Origin of the sequence: Streptomyces sp. NPDC015661, from assembly GCF_043077765.1 — a bacterium.
Classification (GTDB): Bacteria; Actinomycetota; Actinomycetes; order Streptomycetales; family Streptomycetaceae; genus Streptomyces.
The window spans coordinates 23,106-40,994 of sequence record NZ_JBIBST010000024.1; the positions used below are offsets into that span (position 1 = coordinate 23,106).

At 70.5% G+C, this 17,889-nt stretch carries 16 protein-coding genes and 1 pseudogene; 10 read left to right on the forward strand and 7 right to left on the reverse strand.

Annotated elements, in window-relative coordinates:
- Positions 1–140 precede the first annotated feature (140 nt).
- The 4 genes and pseudogenes from ACF07V_RS38105 to ACF07V_RS38120 all read right to left on the reverse strand — a co-directional run.
- Positions 141–428 carry a hypothetical protein gene (locus tag ACF07V_RS38105; RefSeq protein ID WP_392160674.1) on the reverse strand — a complete coding sequence of 96 codons (288 nt, stop codon included), beginning with the start codon at positions 426–428 and terminating at the stop codon, positions 141–143.
- Between the two features lie 350 nt (positions 429–778).
- A complete protein-coding gene (locus tag ACF07V_RS38110; protein ID WP_392160676.1) occupies positions 779–2,020 on the reverse strand; it encodes a pentapeptide repeat-containing protein in 1,242 nt (413 codons plus the stop codon).
- A 369-nt stretch (positions 2,021–2,389) separates the two neighbouring features.
- Positions 2,390–2,812: a hypothetical protein gene (locus ACF07V_RS38115; RefSeq protein ID WP_392160678.1), complete on the reverse strand. Its 423-nt coding sequence runs from the start codon at positions 2,810–2,812 to the stop codon at positions 2,390–2,392.
- Positions 2,813–3,031: 219 nt separating this feature from the next.
- A pseudogene (locus tag ACF07V_RS38120) lies at positions 3,032–3,761 on the reverse strand (IS5 family transposase); the annotation flags it as partial.
- Between the two features lie 357 nt (positions 3,762–4,118).
- Between ACF07V_RS38120 and ACF07V_RS38125 the strand changes: the two are divergent.
- Both ACF07V_RS38125 and ACF07V_RS38130 read left to right on the forward strand, forming a co-directional pair.
- Entirely contained in the window at positions 4,119–4,865 is a 747-nt protein-coding gene (locus tag ACF07V_RS38125) for a hypothetical protein (protein WP_392160679.1), read from the forward strand.
- Positions 4,866–5,119: 254 nt separating this feature from the next.
- Positions 5,120–6,067 carry an IS5 family transposase gene (locus ACF07V_RS38130; RefSeq protein ID WP_392160680.1) on the forward strand — a complete coding sequence of 316 codons (948 nt, stop codon included), beginning with the start codon at positions 5,120–5,122 and terminating at the stop codon, positions 6,065–6,067.
- Positions 6,068–6,157: 90 nt separating this feature from the next.
- Here ACF07V_RS38130 and ACF07V_RS38135 read toward each other — a convergent pair whose 3' ends face one another.
- Entirely contained in the window at positions 6,158–6,688 is a 531-nt protein-coding gene (locus tag ACF07V_RS38135; RefSeq protein WP_392160682.1) for a GNAT family N-acetyltransferase, read from the reverse strand.
- 137 nt (positions 6,689–6,825) lie between these two features.
- On the opposite strand from ACF07V_RS38135, the gene ACF07V_RS38140 reads away from it, so the two are divergent.
- The 7 genes from ACF07V_RS38140 to ACF07V_RS38170 all read left to right on the forward strand — a co-directional run bounded on the left by ACF07V_RS38140 (position 6,826) and on the right by ACF07V_RS38170 (position 15,617).
- Positions 6,826–7,290, forward strand: coding sequence for a GNAT family N-acetyltransferase (locus tag ACF07V_RS38140; protein ID WP_392160684.1), 465 nt, complete (start codon positions 6,826–6,828; stop codon positions 7,288–7,290).
- A 351-nt stretch (positions 7,291–7,641) separates the two neighbouring features.
- Positions 7,642–7,893: a hypothetical protein gene (locus ACF07V_RS38145; protein WP_392160686.1), complete on the forward strand. Its 252-nt coding sequence runs from the start codon at positions 7,642–7,644 to the stop codon at positions 7,891–7,893.
- 122 nt (positions 7,894–8,015) lie between these two features.
- Positions 8,016–8,822 (forward strand): HlyD family efflux transporter periplasmic adaptor subunit, encoded by an 807-nt coding sequence (locus ACF07V_RS38150; RefSeq protein WP_392160688.1) that lies wholly within the window; start codon positions 8,016–8,018, stop codon positions 8,820–8,822.
- An 83-nt stretch (positions 8,823–8,905) separates the two neighbouring features.
- Positions 8,906–11,122 (forward strand): NHLP family bacteriocin export ABC transporter peptidase/permease/ATPase subunit, encoded by a 2,217-nt coding sequence (locus tag ACF07V_RS38155; protein ID WP_392160690.1) that lies wholly within the window; start codon positions 8,906–8,908, stop codon positions 11,120–11,122.
- A gap of 1 nt (position 11,123) precedes the next feature.
- Complete coding sequence (locus ACF07V_RS38160) at positions 11,124–14,120, forward strand: NHLP bacteriocin export ABC transporter permease/ATPase subunit (RefSeq protein ID WP_392160692.1); 2,997 nt, start codon at positions 11,124–11,126, stop codon at positions 14,118–14,120.
- A 61-nt stretch (positions 14,121–14,181) separates the two neighbouring features.
- The gene (gene bla / locus ACF07V_RS38165) at positions 14,182–15,162 is read left to right on the forward strand and encodes a class A beta-lactamase (protein WP_392160694.1); all 981 of its coding nucleotides are present in this window, start codon (positions 14,182–14,184) and stop codon (positions 15,160–15,162) included.
- A 44-nt stretch (positions 15,163–15,206) separates the two neighbouring features.
- Positions 15,207–15,617 (forward strand): SRPBCC family protein, encoded by a 411-nt coding sequence (locus ACF07V_RS38170; protein WP_392160695.1) that lies wholly within the window; start codon positions 15,207–15,209, stop codon positions 15,615–15,617.
- Between the two features lie 27 nt (positions 15,618–15,644).
- On the opposite strand, the gene ACF07V_RS38175 is transcribed toward ACF07V_RS38170, so the two are convergent.
- Complete coding sequence (locus ACF07V_RS38175; RefSeq protein ID WP_392160697.1) at positions 15,645–16,154, reverse strand: hypothetical protein; 510 nt, start codon at positions 16,152–16,154, stop codon at positions 15,645–15,647.
- A complete protein-coding gene (locus tag ACF07V_RS38180; RefSeq protein WP_392160699.1) occupies positions 16,151–17,065 on the reverse strand; it encodes an arginase family protein in 915 nt (304 codons plus the stop codon). Before ACF07V_RS38180 ends, ACF07V_RS38175 begins: the two co-directional genes overlap by 4 nt.
- A 180-nt stretch (positions 17,066–17,245) precedes the next feature.
- Here ACF07V_RS38180 and ACF07V_RS38185 point away from each other — a divergent pair, with 180 nt between their 5' ends.
- Positions 17,246–17,887 (forward strand): CGNR zinc finger domain-containing protein, encoded by a 642-nt coding sequence (locus ACF07V_RS38185; RefSeq protein WP_392160701.1) that lies wholly within the window; start codon positions 17,246–17,248, stop codon positions 17,885–17,887.
- Positions 17,888–17,889: the final 2 nt, after the last annotated feature.

Genomic DNA, 17,889 nt, shown 5'->3' on the forward strand with positions numbered 1-17,889 from the left:
CTCACACGGTTCGCCGCAGGAGGCCGGTCACGAGGCGATGCTGCTGTCGGCGACGCAGGCCGGCGCTCCGGTCCATTCGACCAAGCCGGGCCAGCTCGCATCGGAGCCGGCCCGGCGGCTGGCTGCTGATGAGGCGGTTCTCATAGCCATGGGGGGTCGCACTTCAGGATGCATTCGCCGTGGTGCCATCCGCAGCAGTCGTGACTACGTGTGGGGTCGCGGTCGACGAACTCGGTGACGATGCGGCCGCCTTCGATGTGGGCGACTCCTTCTTGCTTCCTGAAGTCGATCTTCAGGATGTCGAGTTCCATGGTCATGCACTTGATTGCGTACTTGTCGGCTGCTTCGGGGTACTGCTCGAAGAGCTTGTTGAGTGCATCGAAGAACTCGGGGTCGCTTTGCGGCCCGCAGGTGGGCTTTGTGGTCATGGCAACGTTCCACGTCGGTGAGTGCTCTGAATCCCCCGGGCGAGTGCGTTGCAACCCTCGGCTCTCATCGTCTCGCGGGTGTCGGGCCGATGCCACTCGAGTCGGGATGGACGGCTGACCCGGTAGCGGCGAACCTCGCCGTGCAAACCATCGGCCGAGCAACTACTCCACCTCGAGCGGCGCGGCACCCCTGGAGCCGCTCGATCACCACGGCGGCTGCCTCCAGGCCAGGAGCTTGATGGCCTCGACATGGCGCTCGGTGCCTTGCGCCTCCCTCGCCATCTCTTCACGTCGCGAAGTGCGGCCGCCGGCCGGCTTGCCGCGGACCTCGCCGTGCGGTTGCCGGCGGACTAGGGGCGGAGAAGTTCGTAGGCGTCCATGCCTCGGCGGTCGTACTCGCCCTCTTCGTGCTCCTTGGGCCCGGTGAATGCTGAACGGAAGTTCAGCTCACCGGTCTCGGCCCCAGCCACTGTGGCTCCGGCCAGGTCCGCGAGCGTGAAGTCGGCGCCGTTGAGGCGTCCGTCTGTCACATCGGAGCCGGTCAGGTCGGCACGCTCGAACTTGCCTGAAGCGATGTTGGCGCCGCGGAAGTCCGAGCGATTGACATAGGCCTTCTGCATCTGAACGTCGGTCATCCATGCGCCGGTAAAGACGGCTCCCTCGAGCAGTGCATCGCGGAAGTCGGCATGTTCCAGTACTGCTCCGCTGAAATTTACGGTTCCTTGGGGTCCATGATCTTCGAGAAGCTCGACTTCGCCGGGCTGCAGGACTGATCTGCGGAAGCTTGCTTCGCTCAGCCTCGCCCCGGTGAAGTCTGCCCCGTAGATCTGGGCGTTGGCGAAGTTCGCCTTCTCCAGATTCGCCCCGCGCAAGTTCACGTTGGTGAGGTCGAGCCTGAAGCGGGGTTGGTCATGACGTGTGTCCCTCCGCCCCAGGACTGTGGCGGCCGCTTGGACGTCTGCCTTGACAGGGTCCTTGACGAAGGGCACATCGCTGCGCGATTGAGCGACGGGAAGCCTGGGCGGCTTGGTTGTGCGCCTCTGCGCGGGTGAGTGTTCGCGCAGGAACCCAGCGATCACCTCCATGATCATGCTCTGGTCTGCAGGCGACTCTTGGGCGATCCGCTCCAGGGCGTAGATACCTCCGAGTCGTACTGCGAGCTCGTCGTCGCCGAGTTGGTCCACAGCCGCCGTGTAACGCTCGGTGATCTGGCCCTTCGCGGTGAGCTCGACAGTCTCCACGGTGGCGCGCGTGGTTTGCGCGGTGTAGATGAGCGCGCCGATTGCCGCGAGTGCCGCAACTCCCGCCATCAGCGTCTGGGCCCATTGAACGATGAGCTGCCCTTTGTGCTGTTTCTCCTGGGTGACTTGCTCCGCGACGGGCGTTGTGGCCGCGTCCTCCTCTTCAGAGGTGGAGGGCGAGGGATCTTCGTCCCCTTCCACGTCACACTCTGGCGCAGAGCGCTGCCCGACGATGCGTTCGGCGCCGACGGCTGTTGCGTCTCCTTGAGGAGTGGCTCTGTCATCCGATCCGGACACGGGGCCTGTTTCGTCGCCAGTTTGGTCTGCCTGCTCGCTGATGGCCTCGGCCATGCGTCCCTCCGTTTGGATCACCTGTGACTCGGAGGGACGCTATCGGCTCCTGACCTGCGCCAGGGACAGTTCAGGCCGCGCTCTGAGCACCTTCCACCGCTGCAGGAACCGCCTGTGGACGAGATGGAGTCACGCATGCAGGGCCTGCTCAATGGCCCTACTGGCCCACTTGTTGCGGTCGGGGCCAAGCCAGCTGGGGCGGGCAGTCCCTGGCCTGTGGATCGTGGCGGCCCGGGAGGTTCATGCAACGAAGCCTCCTTCCAACTGACCAACACCCTCAACCGCTTGCTGTTCCACATCCCAGCCCTCACCAGGGGGACCTACGCGCCTTGGAGGTCGCTTCTTATGGCGTGGGGGCCGTTACTGCGGTCAGGCCGGATGTGCGGGGCCGCGCACGTACCGCAGGTCGGCGGCGTCGTGAGGGAGAAACCCTGTGGTGCCGTACCCATCAGAGATCGAGATGGAGAGATACACGCTGCACGTCTGGCCGGTGACGGCACCGGGGTAATCGAGTCTGATCCCCGGTGACTCGTCGGGGAAGGTGTCGAACACCCAGTTCGCCGGACCGGTGTGAACCGCGGTGTCAGTCTCCCCGCAGCCCGGCCCCGGATCCGGCACCTTCTCCAGCTCTGCAGACCCGTCTGCCCTGACCGTCAGACGTCCACCGTCCGAGGCCGACCAGACCCCCTCCACGTCACTGACGGTGAGCGAAGGGCTGCTATGGTCCGCCGTCAGGTCTATGAGAAAACTGGCCAGTGCTGCGATGACGCACACCCCGGCGGCAACCGACAACCAGACGAATCCCCGTGGCCGATCACTCACTGAGTCCCTCCCCTGAGGCAGGTGACCTGGGCGTCTCCCAGCTCCTGCTTTCGCCTCAATCATGATCCCGACACGGACCAGATGGCACCTGGTTTGGAACGCGGCATCTGTTACCGGGTTGCGAGGCGAGCGACGGGGCTTTTCCGACTCAGGCCCCGCCGGCGGGGGTCAGCCGACGGTAGCCCATGAGTGCTGGCGGTGGAGACGTCGGCAGCCCGCAAGCCAGGACACGGATCTCTCGACGACCCACCGGTGGCGACCGAGCCTTTGCGAGGACTCGATGCCTCTCCGGACGATGCGGTGGCGGATGCCACGCTCGCGGAGCCATCGCCGCAGGTGGTCGTAGTCGTAGCCCTTGTCGGCATGAAGGTTCGCCGGCCGTCCGCGCCGGGGGCCGCGGTGGGACCGAACGGGTGGGATGCCTCGTACGAGCGGCTCCAGGCCATGGCTGTCATGCATGTTCGCCCCGGAGATGCCCAGCGACAGTGGGAGGCCATTCCGATCGGTGATCAGGTGAATCTTCGATCCAAGCTTGTCGAGATCGGTCGGATTCGGTCCGGTCAGTGGCCCCCTTTTGCGGCCCGGATGCTGACCGAGTCGACCGCGCACCGCGACCAGTCCAACTCTCCGCGGGCACCGAGCTCGTCGAGGATGACGCGGTAAAGCCGGGCCCAGACCCGCTCCCGGCTCCACTGGGCGAACCGCCGATAGACAGTGGGCCAGGCCGGGCCGGACACAGGTGGGAGTTGGCGCCAAGTGCAGCCCGTAGTGGCCACGAAGATGATCACGGCGAGAGCCTCGCGGTCGCCGGCCCGGCGCCGGCCCCGCCCTGCGGACGCTTCACCTCAGTCGGCGGTACCACTCGCCGGCACAACACCGACAACTCGTCCGGCACAAGCCGCTCGACCAGATCCGTCATGCATCCAACGAACGACCACACCATAAGAAACGACGTCTTAGAAGCCGTTGTCGTACCGATCTTGGTGAGCATGGGTTCGAATGCGGCGGCTCGGTCGGGCGATCTTCGGTCTGTCTGCGCATGAAGACAGGGCCTCTGGTGCAGCTCGGGGTTGTCGAGACCTTGAGCACACCAGGAGGCCCTACCGACGGCATCCCGGCACCTCCACCGCAGAGACGACACAACACCTCGTGTCTGCCGCCGAAACACCGACCCTATCCCTGACCAGCGTAAACGCACCCGTCACTCTCGGAAGGACAGCGGCTTCTAACCGGCCCGCACGGGAATCGTGTCAGAAGTCTGGTCTAGGTTTGGCCTGTGAACCACAGCAGCTCCAAGGCCGGGGCGCCCCGCGAGCCGGACTTGCCGCCGTATCAGGTAGTCCTGGCGGAGACTGATTGGGGTTCGCTCCAGACAGCTTTCGGGAACGGTGAGTGCCTTCCCAAAGTCCTGGCACGGTTGCTGGAGCCTGATCCCAAGGTGCAGGTCACCGCTTTGTCGGAACTGAGTGAGCTGGTCGGCCACCAGAACAGCATCTACGAAGCCACAGCCCCCGTCGCCGTGTATGTCGCCGGCATTCTCACCCACCCAGCGGCCATGACCCTCCGGCCGTATCGCAACGTCCCCATCCGCGCGACATTGTTGAACTGGTTGGTTTCCACGGCCTACGACGCCTCTGACGAGATTGTCGACCGCACCGAGCAGTACTTCCCAGGCTTCCTCACCCACGACACCACGCTGGCGGCCTTCCGGGACCTGCGCCCGATACTTTATCGAGCCGTCGCGCCCTTCCTGCAGGACAGTCACCAGGACGTGCGCGAAGCCGCCGGCCTCGCCGCGCTCATCCTCGCCGAACACCCCGCGCTCGCCCAGCACCGCGATCACCTCGCCGTGCACGCGCGCCGCATCCTAGACACCAGCAGCGACGACCCTAACCGGCGCGTTGCCTGGAAGGCCCTCGAAGCATGGGGCCACGACGTCACCGACATTGAACCTTTCCTGGAGGAGCCCTGGGACTGCGGGCCGCATAGCGATGGCCGCGGCGATCTCGAACCTCCCTTCTGACTGATAGGCGCACAGCCCGCAGGTTCGAACGGGGGTCCTGATCTGGTGAGTTCACGGTTGGCAGAGCAGGAAGGAAGGGCCTCCTGAACAGCTCGTCGTTGTCGAAGCCCGAGCGCCAGGAGGCCCTGTTGCCGCAGTTGTACGTGGTCGTTCCGGTGGCGTCCCGCCTGTTCACCCCGGGGTGTGACTGTCTTGCTCACAGGTTCGGGAACGCGGCCGACAAACCGGGCCGCCGGCCTCGCTACACGACGGACATGACGGACGCGGAGTGGGCCGTGGCGCGGACGATACTGCCCGTCCCGGCATGGATGGACGGCCGGGGAGGCAGGCCGGAGAGCTACTGCCACCGGCAGATGGTCGACGCGGTGCGGTATCTGGTCGACAACGGGATCAAGTGGCGGGCGATGCCGGCGGACCTCCCGCCCTGGGACCGGGTCTACGCGTTCTTCCGACGCTGGCGCGACAACGCTCTGATCAAGGAGTTCCACGACCGGCTGAGGGAACGCGTCCGCGAGGCGGAGGGCCGGGACGCGGAGCCGACCGCGGGGATCGTGGACTCGCAGTCGGTGAAAGGGGACGCCGTGGTCGGCGCGGCCTCCCGCGGCTTCGACGGCGGCAAGTTGGTCAACGGACGCAAGCGGCACCTGGTCGTGGACTGCCTCGGCCTCGTCCTGGCGGTGCTGGTCACCCCCGCGTCGGTGACGGACCGCAACGCCGCCTGCGGAATGCTGCCCGCGCTGCGGGAATGCTTGCCGCGCCGACAATCCGTCACCGCCCGCCTTTTCGAACACGGCCATGATCCGTCGGTAGTCCGGGCCGAGAATGTCGACCTCGACCCCGTCCTTCCTGCGGGCCACCACCCGCCGAGCCCTGGCCGTCGACGGGGCCGCCGCGTCGTCCACCACCGGCTCACGAACAGGCTCAGGCTCGGACGGCCCTGCAGCCTCGGCGGGCTCGGGACCTCCCAGTTGGGTCAGCGTCTCGAGATACTCCTCCAGGCCGATCACCCGGCGGTTCAGCACCTCTTCCGCGTCGGCGAGAGCCGCCCGCTCGAATTCGGCACGCAATTCCTCCACTCGCGCCAGCGCGGCCCTCTCACGGCTCTCCATCACAGCCCGCATCGACGGCATCCGCCACCTCACGTCATCCACGACGAATCAGACGGCCCCAGCCTGCCTCGACAACGCGCACATCACACCTGACCTGCGGAAACATGCACATCAGATCCGGAAAAGCAACGGCTTCTTAGAGGTCCTCACAAGGGCGTTAGGCGTTCAGCCGGACCGCGCGGTTCAGGACCGGACGCCGAACCACTGTTCCGTGCCGTACTCCTCGAACCGTTCCACCTCGGTGAAGCCGAGCTTCGCCGCCAGGCGCATCGCGCGGTCGTTGGCGGTCTGGGTGGAGAGCACCACCGGCTCGCCGGGGAGCGCGGCGGCGAGCCAGTCGAGGGCCGCCGCGCACGCCTCGACGGCGTAGCCCTGTCCCCAGGCCTGCGGCAGGAGCATGTAGCCGAGTTCGCGTTCGCCGCCTTCCTGGCGGACGTGCCCCGGACGCTCCGCGTCGCGCGGATCGAGCGTGATCATGCCGACCATCGCTCCGTCGAGCTCGATCACGAAGACGCCAGGGCGCCGGCCGGGCACCTCGGGCATCGCGCGGTCGAGCTCTTCGCGCGGGCGCGCGCCACCGATGTAGGTGCCCACCTCCGGCGAGGCGAACAGTTCGACGAACCCCTCGCGGTCCCGTGCCTCGGACTCGCGGAGCACGAGCCTTTCGGTCCGTATCGGGGCAGGCGGCCAGGCGTCAGATCCGAGTTCAGTCATGGCGGGCAACCTATCGCACGCCCGGGCGAGCGATCCGAGGGAAATCGCCGACTACTGAACCGGGGTTCAGCGGCGGAACCACGGCGTGATCCACTTGCTCCGCACCGCAGGGAGCGGTGCGTGAGGAGCGTGAAGCAATGTCCGACACCGCCGCCGTCGTGGTCCGCCCGGTCCGGGAGGGCGACTTCGACCAGTGGCGTGCCCTCTACCGGGGGTACGCCGACTTCTACCGGGTCGAGCAGACCGAGGAGGCCGCGCGGCTCGTCTGGTCCTGGATCCACGACCCGGGTCACGAGGTGGAAGGCCTGGTGGCCGAGGCCGCCGACGGCCGGCTTCTGGGGCTCGCCCACTTCCGGCCCTTCGCACGCCCGCTGTCCGCCACCGTCGGTGGCTGGCTCGACGACCTCTTCGTGGACCCGGCGAGCCGCGGCTCCGGTGCGGCGGACCTGCTGCTCGGTGCTCTGCGCGAGATCGGGGCCGAGCGCGGCTGGAGCGTCGTCCGCTGGATCACGGCCGACGACAACCACCGCGCCCGCTCCAAGTACGACCAGGTGGCGACGCGCACGATGTGGGTCACGTACGACATGGCGCCCGAGGCCTGACGGGCCGTCGGGCGTCCCGCGCGCCTGCCGGAAACCTGCACAGCGTGTGCGTGTGGAGGGGCGGGGCCTTCACCCTTCCCCGACACCACGGGGTCCGGGTCCGCCCGGACGGCACCCTTCTGTCCGGTTGGGTTCCCTGCGTGAGGCGGATCGGCCGAATCTGTTACTCGGATTCGAGGAGAAGGTGTCGGCATTCGGTGAAATTGAATGCACGGCCGCTTCCCGAGGTGCAGAAGAACGCCCGCCGAAGCGTCAACCGAATTTCTCCGGTCAGTCGTTCACGTGATTGGATCAATCCCGCTGCGGCCGCAGAAGACGGATTCCCCCCCCCATGAACGAAGGGTGCGCATCATGCGTCACGACCTTGAGACCGCTGAGATCTCCGACGCCGACCTCGACGCCGTCTCCGGCGGTCTCGTCACCGTCTCCGGCGGCCTCGCCGGCGCCCTGACCAACGACGTCACCAACGTGCTCGGCACCGTCGGCTCCCTGCAGACGGTCCAGGGCGTCGAGGGCCTCGTCTCCGGCGTTCCCGGCCTGGCCGCCGGCATCACCGGTGTCTCGGTGGACACCGCGGGCATCACCGGCATCGCCGGTATCTGAGCCCCATAACGCCCGTGAACCCCGGAACCACGCCGGTTCCGGGGTTCACGGTCGCCCCCGAGCCCGGCCGCGGAATATCCGACCGCGGGAATTGCGAGAGAATGCAGCCGAAGGAATAGTCCGTGCAGTTCCGCCGCAATGCGCTTTCCAAGCTGCAATCCCCCGAAGAACTCGACGTGCCCGTGCGTTTCGCGCGCCCGCAGGGCCGTCTCGTCCTCGCCGTCACCGTCGTCGTCATGGCGGCCGCGTGCGTCTGGGCCCTCACCGGGACGGTGACCTCCAAGGTGAACGCCCCGGGTCTCCTCACCCACGCCGAGGGCACGTATCTGCTCCAGAGCCCCGTCGCCGGCCAGGTCACGGAGGTCCTCGTCGAAGAGGGCCGGCCCGTCGCGCCCGGCGCGCCCCTGCTGACCGTCCGTACGGACCGGGGCGACCGGCCCGTGCGCGCCGTCGCGGGCGGTCGCGTCACCACGCTGCACGCCAGGCTCGGTTCGGTCGTCACCGCGGGCGCCGACGTGGCGACCGTCGAGCGCGTGACGGACCCGGACGCCCCTCTGGTCGCCGTCCTGTACCTGCCGGGCGACACCGCCGCCACGATCCGCGTCGGCTCCCCGGTCGACCTCGGCGTCCAGTCCGCCCCGCGCGAGCGGTTCGGCGTGCTCCGGGGCCGGGTCACCGCCGTCGGCAGTACCCCCCAGACGCAGGCGCGGCTGGTCGCCTTCCTCGGCGACGCCGGTCTCGCCGCGCGGTTCTCCCGCCAGGGCGATCCGGTCGCGGTGCTGGTGGCCCTGGACCGCTCCCCCGCCACCGCCTCCGGATTCGCCTGGTCCTCCACGGACGGGCCCCGGCACGCCCCCGCGTCCGGCACTCCGGTGACCGGCGCCGTCCACCTCGCCGCGCAGCGGCCCGTCGACTGGCTGCTGCCGTGAGCCCGGCTCGCGGAGCCACCCCGAAAGGGGCCGGGTCTCGCGGCCGGGCTCGGACGACGGCTCGCAGGCTTCCGCCCGCCGCCGTGCCCGAACCCCGTACTCCCGCCGGCCGTCCCCGGCGCCGTACCCCCTCCGCCAGGGGCCGCAGGCCCCGGACCGTCCGCACTCCCACCGTGCTCCAGATGGAGGCGGTCGAGTGCGGCGCCGCCGCCCTCGCGATGGTGCTCGGGCACCACGGCCGCTTCGTCCCGCTGGAAGAGCTCCGCATCGCCTGCGGCGTCTCCCGCGACGGGTCGCGGGCCGGGAACCTCCTCAAGGCGGCCCGTGGTTACGGACTGCAGGCCAAGGGGATGCAGATGGATGTGGCCGCGCTCGCCGAGGTGCGCGCCCCGGCCGTCCTGTTCTGGGAGTTCAACCACTACGTCGTGTACGAGGGCACCGGCCGCCGTCTCGGCCGGCCCGGCGTGTACGTCAACGACCCTGGCAGCGGGCGCCGGTTCGTCCCCATGGACCAGTTCGACACCAGCTTCACCGGCATCGTGCTCACCTTCGAACCGGGCCCCGGCTTCCGTCGCGGCGGGAGCAGGCCGGGTGTCCTCGCCGCCCTGCCCGGCCGGCTGCGCGGCACCTCCGGCACCATGGCCGCCGCGGTCGTCGCCAGCCTCCTTCTGGTGGCCGTCGGCGCGTGGGTGCCGGCCCTGAGCCGTACGTACATCGACATGTTCCTCATCGGGAACCAGACGTCCCTGCTCGGCGTGGTCTTCGCCGCGATGGCGACCGCCCTCGTGCTCACCGCGACGCTCACCGGCCTCCAGCAGGCCAATCTGCTGCGGGGGCGCGTCATCGCCTCCACGCTGGGCAGCGCCCGCTTCCTGCGGCATCTGCTCCGGCTGCCGCTCGCGTTCTACGCCCAGCGCAACCCGGCCGATCTCGTCCAACGCCTCCAGTCCAACGACGCCGTCGCCGAGACACTCGCCCGCGACCTGGCCGCGGCGGCGGTCGACGCCGTCGTCGTCCTGCTCTACGCAGTCCTGCTCTGGACCTACGACCCGCAGCTCACCGTCGTCGGCGTGCTGATCGCCCTGCTGAACGTCGTCGCCCTGCGCGTCGTCGTCCACGTGCGGGCCACCGGCACGCAGAAGCTGCGCGCCGAGGGCGCACGGCTGATCAACACCGCGTACAGCGGACTGCAGCTCATCGAGACGATGAAGGCCACCGGCGGCGAGGACGGCTTCTTCCGCCGCTGGGCCGGGCAGCACGCCACCACGCTCGACGTGCAGCAGCGGCTCGGGGTGCCGAGCGCCTGGCTGGCGGTCGTGGCGCCCACGCTCGCCGCGCTCAACAGCGCGCTGATCCTCACGATCGGCGGTCTGCGGGCCGTGGAGGGGCACCTCACCGTCGGGCTTCTCGTCGCCTTCCAGGCCCTCGTGACCGGTTTCACCGCTCCGATCACGCGGCTCAACGGAGTGGCGGGCCGCATCCAGGACTTCGCGGCCGACGTCGCCCGACTCAGGGACGTCGAGGACTTCCCCGTCGACCCGGTCCACACCCGGCGCGCCCCGCACGCCCCCACCCGCCGGCTCACGGGCCACGTCGAGCTGGACGGCGTCACCTTCGGCTACAGCCCCCTCGACGCCCCGCTGCTCAAGGACTTCTCGCTCACCGTCGGCCCCGGGCAGCAGGTCGCCCTGGTCGGCGGCTCCGGCAGCGGCAAGTCCACCGTCTCGCGGCTGATGTCCGGCCTCTACACCCCCTGGGAGGGCGCGATCCGCATCGACGGCATGCGCCTGGAGGACATCCCGCGCAGCGCCCTCGCCGCCTCCGTGTCCTTCGTCGACCAGGACGTCTTCCTCTTCGAGGGCACCGTCCGCGACAACGTGGCGCTCTGGGACCCCTCCGTCACGGACGAGGCCGTCGTCAGCGCCCTCCAGGACGCCGCCGTGTACGACGAGGTCGCCCGCCGCCCCGGCGGCATCCGCAGCCGCGTCGAGCAGGACGGCCGCAACTTCTCCGGCGGCCAGCGCCAGCGCCTGGAGATCGCCCGCGCGCTGGTGCGCCGCCCCGGCGTCCTGATCCTGGACGAGGTGACCAGCGCCCTCGACGCGGCCACCGAACAGATCGTCATCGACAACCTGCGGCGGCGCGGCTGCGCCTGCGTGGTCATCGCCCACCGGCTGAGCACCGTGCGCGACAGCGACGAGATCGTCGTGCTCGACCGGGGAACGGTCGTGGAACGCGGCCGCCACGAACAGCTCGTCGCGGCGCGGGGCGCGTACGCCGGCCTGGTCAAGGAGCACTGACGTGACCTTCCCCCACCCGCCCGCCGACCTCGCCGGCGCGCGCCACGGCGGCGTCCAGGACCCGGTCGTCGCCGCGCTGGGCGCGCTGGGTGACGCGGTCGACTGCGCGGGACCGCGCAGTGTCGCCCTCGAAGGCCCGCACGTCCTGTGGCTCGTCGTCGAGGGCGCGATGGATCTCTTCGCCGTCGACGCCGCACGGCTCGGCCCCTGGCACTCCCTGGGCCGCGTCGAGACCGGCACGCTGCTGCTCGGCCCGGTCGACGGCCCCGCGCACACCCTGATCGGCCGCCCCGTGCAAGGCTGCGTGCTGCGCCGCGTCGAGCTGCGCGAACTGCCGCACGGGGCCGGTCAGGCGTACGGGGAGCAGGGGTACGGGGAGCAGGCGTACGGGGAGCAGGCGTACGGCGAGCAGGCGTACGGCGAGCAGGGGTACGGCGAGCAGGGGTACGGCGGCCGGTGGTACGAGGGTCAGTGGTACGCGGACGGCTGGTACGAGAACCAGAACGCGTACGGCATGCCGGCCGAGGTCCCGCCCAGCCCCCTGGAGCACGCCTTCGCGCTCGGCATCGGGCGCGGTCTTCGGGTCCTGTACCAGGCGGCCCTGGACGACGCCTCGGGCGCGGCCGACGGCGACGTCCTCTGGATGCGGGTCAGCCCCGGCAGCATCGCGTACGGGGCGGCGTACGAGAGCCATCAGGGCCACGGCCACGGGTCCGGCACGCTCCTGATCGACGCGGCGACCTGGCAGGGCATGGTGGACCAGCAGTACCGGCTGCTGTACGCCCTGGACGACTGGATCGAGCAGCTCGAACGGGACCACGAGGACCGCGCGGCCGCGGGGATCGAGGCGGGGAAGGCGGCACGCACGCGCGCGGACCGCGCGCTGCTCGCCTCCATCGGCCGCTCCGGCGGCACGTCCTCGGCGGATCGTGCGGGCGACGACGCGACCTACGCCGTGTGCCGGGCCGTCGCCGACGAGGCGCGCATCGCCCTCGCGGAACCGGCCGCCGTCGGCTCGGAGACCGGACGCCACGACCCCGTCGAACGCATCGCGCTCGCCTCCCGGATCCGGACCCGCGGTGTGCGGCTCGGCGAGCGCTGGTGGCGCGAGGACTCCGGCCCGCTCGTGGGCCACCGCGCGGCGGACGGCACACCGGTCGCCCTGCTGTGGCGGCGCGGCCGGTACGTGGCCTTCGACCCGGCCACCGGTGAGCGGGAGCGCGTCGGCCGGATCTCCGCCGAGGGGTTCGCGCCGCGGGCCGTCATGTTCTACCGGCCGCTGCCCGACCGGCCGCTCGGCGTGCTGCGCCTGCTCCGGTTCAGTGTCCGCGGCACCCGGGCGGAGCTCCGCGACCTGCTGCTCGGCGGGCTCGTCGCGGTCGCGCTCGGCGCCCTCGTCCCCGTCGCCACCGGCAAGGTGCTCGGCGCGTACGTGCCGGCGGGCGAGACCGGACTCATCGTCCAGGCCGGCGTCGCGATCATCGCGACCAGCGTCGTGTCGGCCGCCTTCATGCTGCTCCAGAACACCGCGATCCTCCGTATGGAGGGCCGTATCGAGGCCACGCTCCAACCGGCCGTCTGGGACCGCCTGCTGCGCCTGCCCACGACGTTCTTCACCGGCCGCTCGACCGGTGAACTGGCCGGTGCCGCCATGGGCATCAGCGCCATCCGGCGGGTCCTGTCCGGCATCGGCCCGGTGGTCCTCCAGGCCGGCACCGTGGGCACGGTGAACCTGGTGCTGCTCCTGGTCTACAGCGTGCCCCTGGCCCTCGTCGCGCTCGCCCTGCTGCTCGCCACGGCCGCGGTGTTCCTGGGCCTCGGCCTCTGGCAGCTGCGCTATCAGCGGCAGCTGATCCGGCTCGGCCACAAGCTCGACAACCAGGCCTTCCAGACCCTGCGCGGTCTGCCGAAGCTGCGCGTGGCGGCGGCCGAGAGCTTCGCGTACGCCGCCTGGGCGGCTCAGTTCGCCCGCACGCGCGAGCTGCACCGGCGCGTCGGGCGGATCAAGAACGTCCTCGCGGTCCTCGGGGCGGTGTGTCTGCCGCTGTGCACGCTCGTGATGTTCGCGCTCCTGGCCGGTCCGGCCCGCGGCAGTCTGTCCGCGAGCGAGTTCCTCACCTTCAGCACCGCCGTCACGATGATGCTGTCCTCCGTCACGCAGCTGACCGGCGCGCTCCTCTCGGCCGCTGCCGTACAGCCCATGTTCGAACAGATCAGGCCGGTGTTCCGGGAGACGCCCGAGGTGCGCGGCTCCAGCGCCCCGCCGGGCGAACTGACCGGCGCGATCGAGGCCGAGAACCTCTCCTACCGCTACACCGAGGACGGCCCGCTGGTCCTCGACGGGGTCGGTCTCCGGGTGCGGCCGGGCGAGTTCCTCGCGATCGTCGGGGCCAGTGGCTGCGGCAAGTCCACGCTCCTGCGGCTGCTCATCGGCTTCGACCGGCCGGCCTCCGGGACCGTGCGGTACGACGGGCAGGACCTCGCGGCCCTCGACCAGGCGGCCGTGCGGCGCCAGTGCGGCGTCGTCCTCCAGAACGCCCAGCCGTTCTCCGGCTCCGTCCTCGACTGCATCCGCGGCGCGGGTTCGTACCCCCTGGAGGACGCCTGGGCAGCCGCCGCGATGGCGGGCCTGGCCGAGGACATCAAGGCCATGCCCATGGGCATGCACACGATGCTGACCGACGGCGGAGGCACCGTCTCGGGCGGGCAGCGCCAGCGGCTGATGATCGCCCAGGCGCTGATCCGCAGGCCCCGCGTCCTCTTCTTCGACGAGGCGACCAGCGCCCTGGACAACGAGGCGCAGCGGACCGTCATCGAATCGACCCGCGCGCTGAACGCGACCCGCGTGGTGATCGCCCACCGCCTGTCCACGATCATGGACGCGGACCGGGTGATCACCATGGCGGACGGGCGCGTCGTCCAGGAAGGGACGCCCGCCGAGCTCCTCGCCGACACTACCGGACTCTTCCACGAGCTGGTCCGGCGCCAACTGGGCTGAAACCGGAACGGCCGCCGGGGCGTTTCCCCCTACGACAGTGATCATCGCGGAGGGAGACCCCTTGCACACCGACGGACCCGGCCCGTCCCGCCGTACCGCGCTCACCCTGGGCGTCGGAGCGGCGCTCACGGCCGCACTCGCCCTGGGCGGCGGAACCGCGCAGGCCTTACCGGAACCGGGCGGCATCGTCGCGCGGCTGAGGCGCCTGGAGCGGGAGCACACCGCACGGCTCGGCGTGTTCGCCCGTGACATGCGCACGGGCAGGACCGTGGCCCACCGGGGGCACGAACGCTTCCCGATGGCCTCCGTGTTCAAGACGCTCGCCGCCGCCGCCGTCCTGCGCGACCTCGACCACGACGGCGAGTTCCTCGCCCGCCGCGTCCACTACACCCAGGCGTACGTCGAGAGGTCGGGCATCTCGCCGGTCGCGGGCCGTGCCGAGAACGTCGCGGGCGGCATGACGATCGCCGAACTCTGCGACGCCACCATCCGCTTCAGCGACAACACCGCCGGCAACCTGCTCCTCCAGGAGCTGGGCGGCCCCACCGGCGTCACCCGCTTCTGCCGCTCGATCGGGGACCGCGTCACCCGGCTGGACCGGTGGGAGCCCGAGCTCAACTCGGCGGAGCCCTGGCGGGTCACCGACACCACCACCCCGCACGCCATCGGCCTCTCCTACGCGCGTCTCGTCCTCGGCGACGCGCTGGAACCCCACGACCGCGAGCGGCTCACCGACTGGCTGCTCCGCAACACCACCATCACCGAGAAGTTCCGCCGCGGCCTGCCCGCCGACTGGCTCCTCGGCGACAAGACCGGCTCCCCGCGCTACGGCGGGGCCAACGACGTGGGTGTCGCCTGGCGGCCGGACGGCACGCCGATCGTGCTCGCCGTCCTCAGCACCCAGCCCGAGGCGGACGCCCCGACCGACAACCCGCTGGTGGCCAGGACCGCCGCTCTGCTGGCCGAGGAGTTCGGCAGAGGAGCGGATGCGGATGCGGATGCGGATACGGATGCGGATGCGGATGCGGATCAGCGTGTCTGATTCGTTCAAGAGGAAGACGGCGCGGGCCGACTAACGTCGGTGCCATGACCATCACGGGCAAGGAATCACGCCACCTCAGCATCTGGATCGACCGGACCGCCGCCGATGTCTACGCCTACGCGTCGGACCCGGCCAACCTGCCCGCGTGGGCGCACGGTCTGGGGAAGTCCATCGAGAAGATCGGGGATGCGTGGGTGGCGGATTCCTCTCCCCTGGGACGCGTGGTGGTCGCCTTCGCGCCGCGCAACGATCTGGGCGTACTCGACCACGACGTCACGCTGCCCTCCGGGGAGACCGTCCACAACCCCGTCCGTGTGATCGCCGACGGCCCCCGCAGCGAGGTGGTGTTCACGCTCCGCCGTCAGCCGGGGACGGGCGACGCCGACTTCGAGCGTGACGCCGCCACGGTCACGGCCGACCTGGCCCGGCTGAAGGAGCTGCTCGAGTCCGCCTGAGTGCGCCCGCGGAGCCCTGGCATCGCGTCAGGTCGGACGGCGCGCGTCGACCTCCTGGTCGAGACGCCAGGTGCGGCCGCCGTCGGCCGAGCGTTCGTTGCGCCAGTGGAAGGTGTCGGCGGTGATGTCGGCGAAGGTCCAGCGGACGAGGTCGCCGCCGACGGCACGTTCCATGACGATCTCGTCGTCGATCCGGTGGGCGTACATCTGCACCTGGTCGCCGTGGGCGGTGCCGTGGAAGGTGAACCGCCACAGTTGGAGGCGGGGATCCCAGATGCGTACGCACAGACCGCACTCCTCGTCCGGGGCGCCGCCTTCGGCGGGGAGTTCCCCGCGTCCGGGCCGGCGCCAGACGTCCAGGACCGCCCGGCCGTCAAGGGCGTAGCCGAACTCCCATGCGCCGTTGACGCTGTGGGCCGGGGAGCCGTCGGCGGGGTGGTACGTGATCCTGGTCGTCCACTGTCCGGCCAGGCGTCCGAACTGCTCCATCTCGGTGGGGTACAGCGTGCTGGGGCCGTCGGCGAGCAGCGTTCTCATGCGGGTGCCTCCGCGGTCGTGAGCGGGGTCAGGGCGTGGGCGAGGCAGTCGACGATGGGGGTGGCGTACGCGCCGTCCGGGTCGAGTTCCGGGTCGTAGATGGCCACGTCGAGCCCCGCCACACGACCGGTGCCGACCAGGGTGGAGACCAGCTCGGCGAGCTGGGGGAAGTCCAGGCCCGGGCGGCCCGGGGAGTCCACCGCGGGCAGGACGCGTTCGTCGAGCACGTCGAGGTCGACGTGGAGCCAGACGCGGTCGAGCTCCCGCCGCTCCAGGTGGCGGACGACCCGCTCGCCCAGTTCGGCGATGCCGGTCCGCGGGATCTCCTTCGCGGTGAAGCGGGCGACCGGGGGTGCCTCCTCGCCCTCCTCACGGTCGCCGATCTGGACCACGTCCTCGTCAGCGACCAGTGGCCGGCCCACCACCGGCCAGTGGGTGAGCAGCAGTTCCCCCCGGCCGGTGGCGAGGGCCAGGTCCATTCCGGCCGCCGAACCGAGGGCCGTACCGGCGTCGTGGTTGCCGGGGTGCCGGAAGTCGCTGTGCCCGTCGAGGTGGAGCAGGCCGCAGCGTCCGTGGCGCCGGGCCCCGAGCAGGCAGCCGAGGAGGATGCTGCAGTCGCCGCCGAGGACGACCGGGAACCGGGAGGCGTCGAGCGCGGTGTGGACCGCTTCTCCGAGGCGGAGGGTGTGCTCGCGCAGGGTCACGCCGTTGCGGATGCGGGTCGCGGGCTGCGCGTCGAAGGCGTAGGGCGGGCGGTCGAGCTCCACCAGCCGGTCCGGTTTCAGGCGTGCTTCGAGGCCCGCCGACAGCAGGGCTCGCGGGGCGCGCCAGGTTCCCGGCTCCTGGCCCGGTGCGGGCGGGCGCAGGCCGAGGTTCCAGGGGGCGGTGATGAGCTCGACGGCAGCCGTCATGGGCGTCTCCTCACATCCGTACATCCGTACATCCGTACATCCACGCATCCGTGCATCCGTGCATCCGTGCATCCGTGCATCGGTTCATCCGTGCATCCGTGCATCCACGCGTCGATCCAACCGGATAACATCAGTACACTGGTTGGAACGACGGGGGCAAGCGCAGAGGAAGGCGGTCGTGTGACGGGCAGCATCCGGCCTCACACCTTCAAGGCCCGAGATCTGGTCGGCGGGCACCTCGTCGTCGACCTGGTGAACACGGTCACGGCGCGCGACGCCGAGCCCGTCGACTGGCTCGACGGCTACCCCCGCCTGCTGGAGTGGGCCACCCTCACCGGGCACTTCTCCCCCGCCGACCTCACCGCCCTGCGGGAGGCGGCCGACGCCGATCCCGACCCGGCCGAGTCGGCGCTCGCCCGGATCCGCGAGCTGCGCGAAGCCCTGCACAAGCTGCTCACGGCGCTGATCCACCAGGACGCCCCGGCACCGACGGAGGCCGTCGGCCAGGTGGAGAAGGACTGGAAGGACGCGGTCGCCCATGCCCGTCTCACGCTGGACGGGACCACACCGCGGCTCCAGGTCGACGTCGGGACCTCGGGGCTCGACCACCTCCGCCACGAGCTCGCCCTGCGGGCCTTCGACCTGCTCCGGGCGCTGCCGCCCGAACGCACCCGCGTCTGCCCCGGGCAGCGGTGCGGCTGGCTGTTCCTGGACAGCTCCCGGGGCGGCCGGCGCCGCTGGTGCTCCATGGCCACCTGCGGCAACTCCGCCAAGGGCCGGACCCACTACCGGCGGAGTCGAGCCGCCGAGCCCCAGGAGTGACC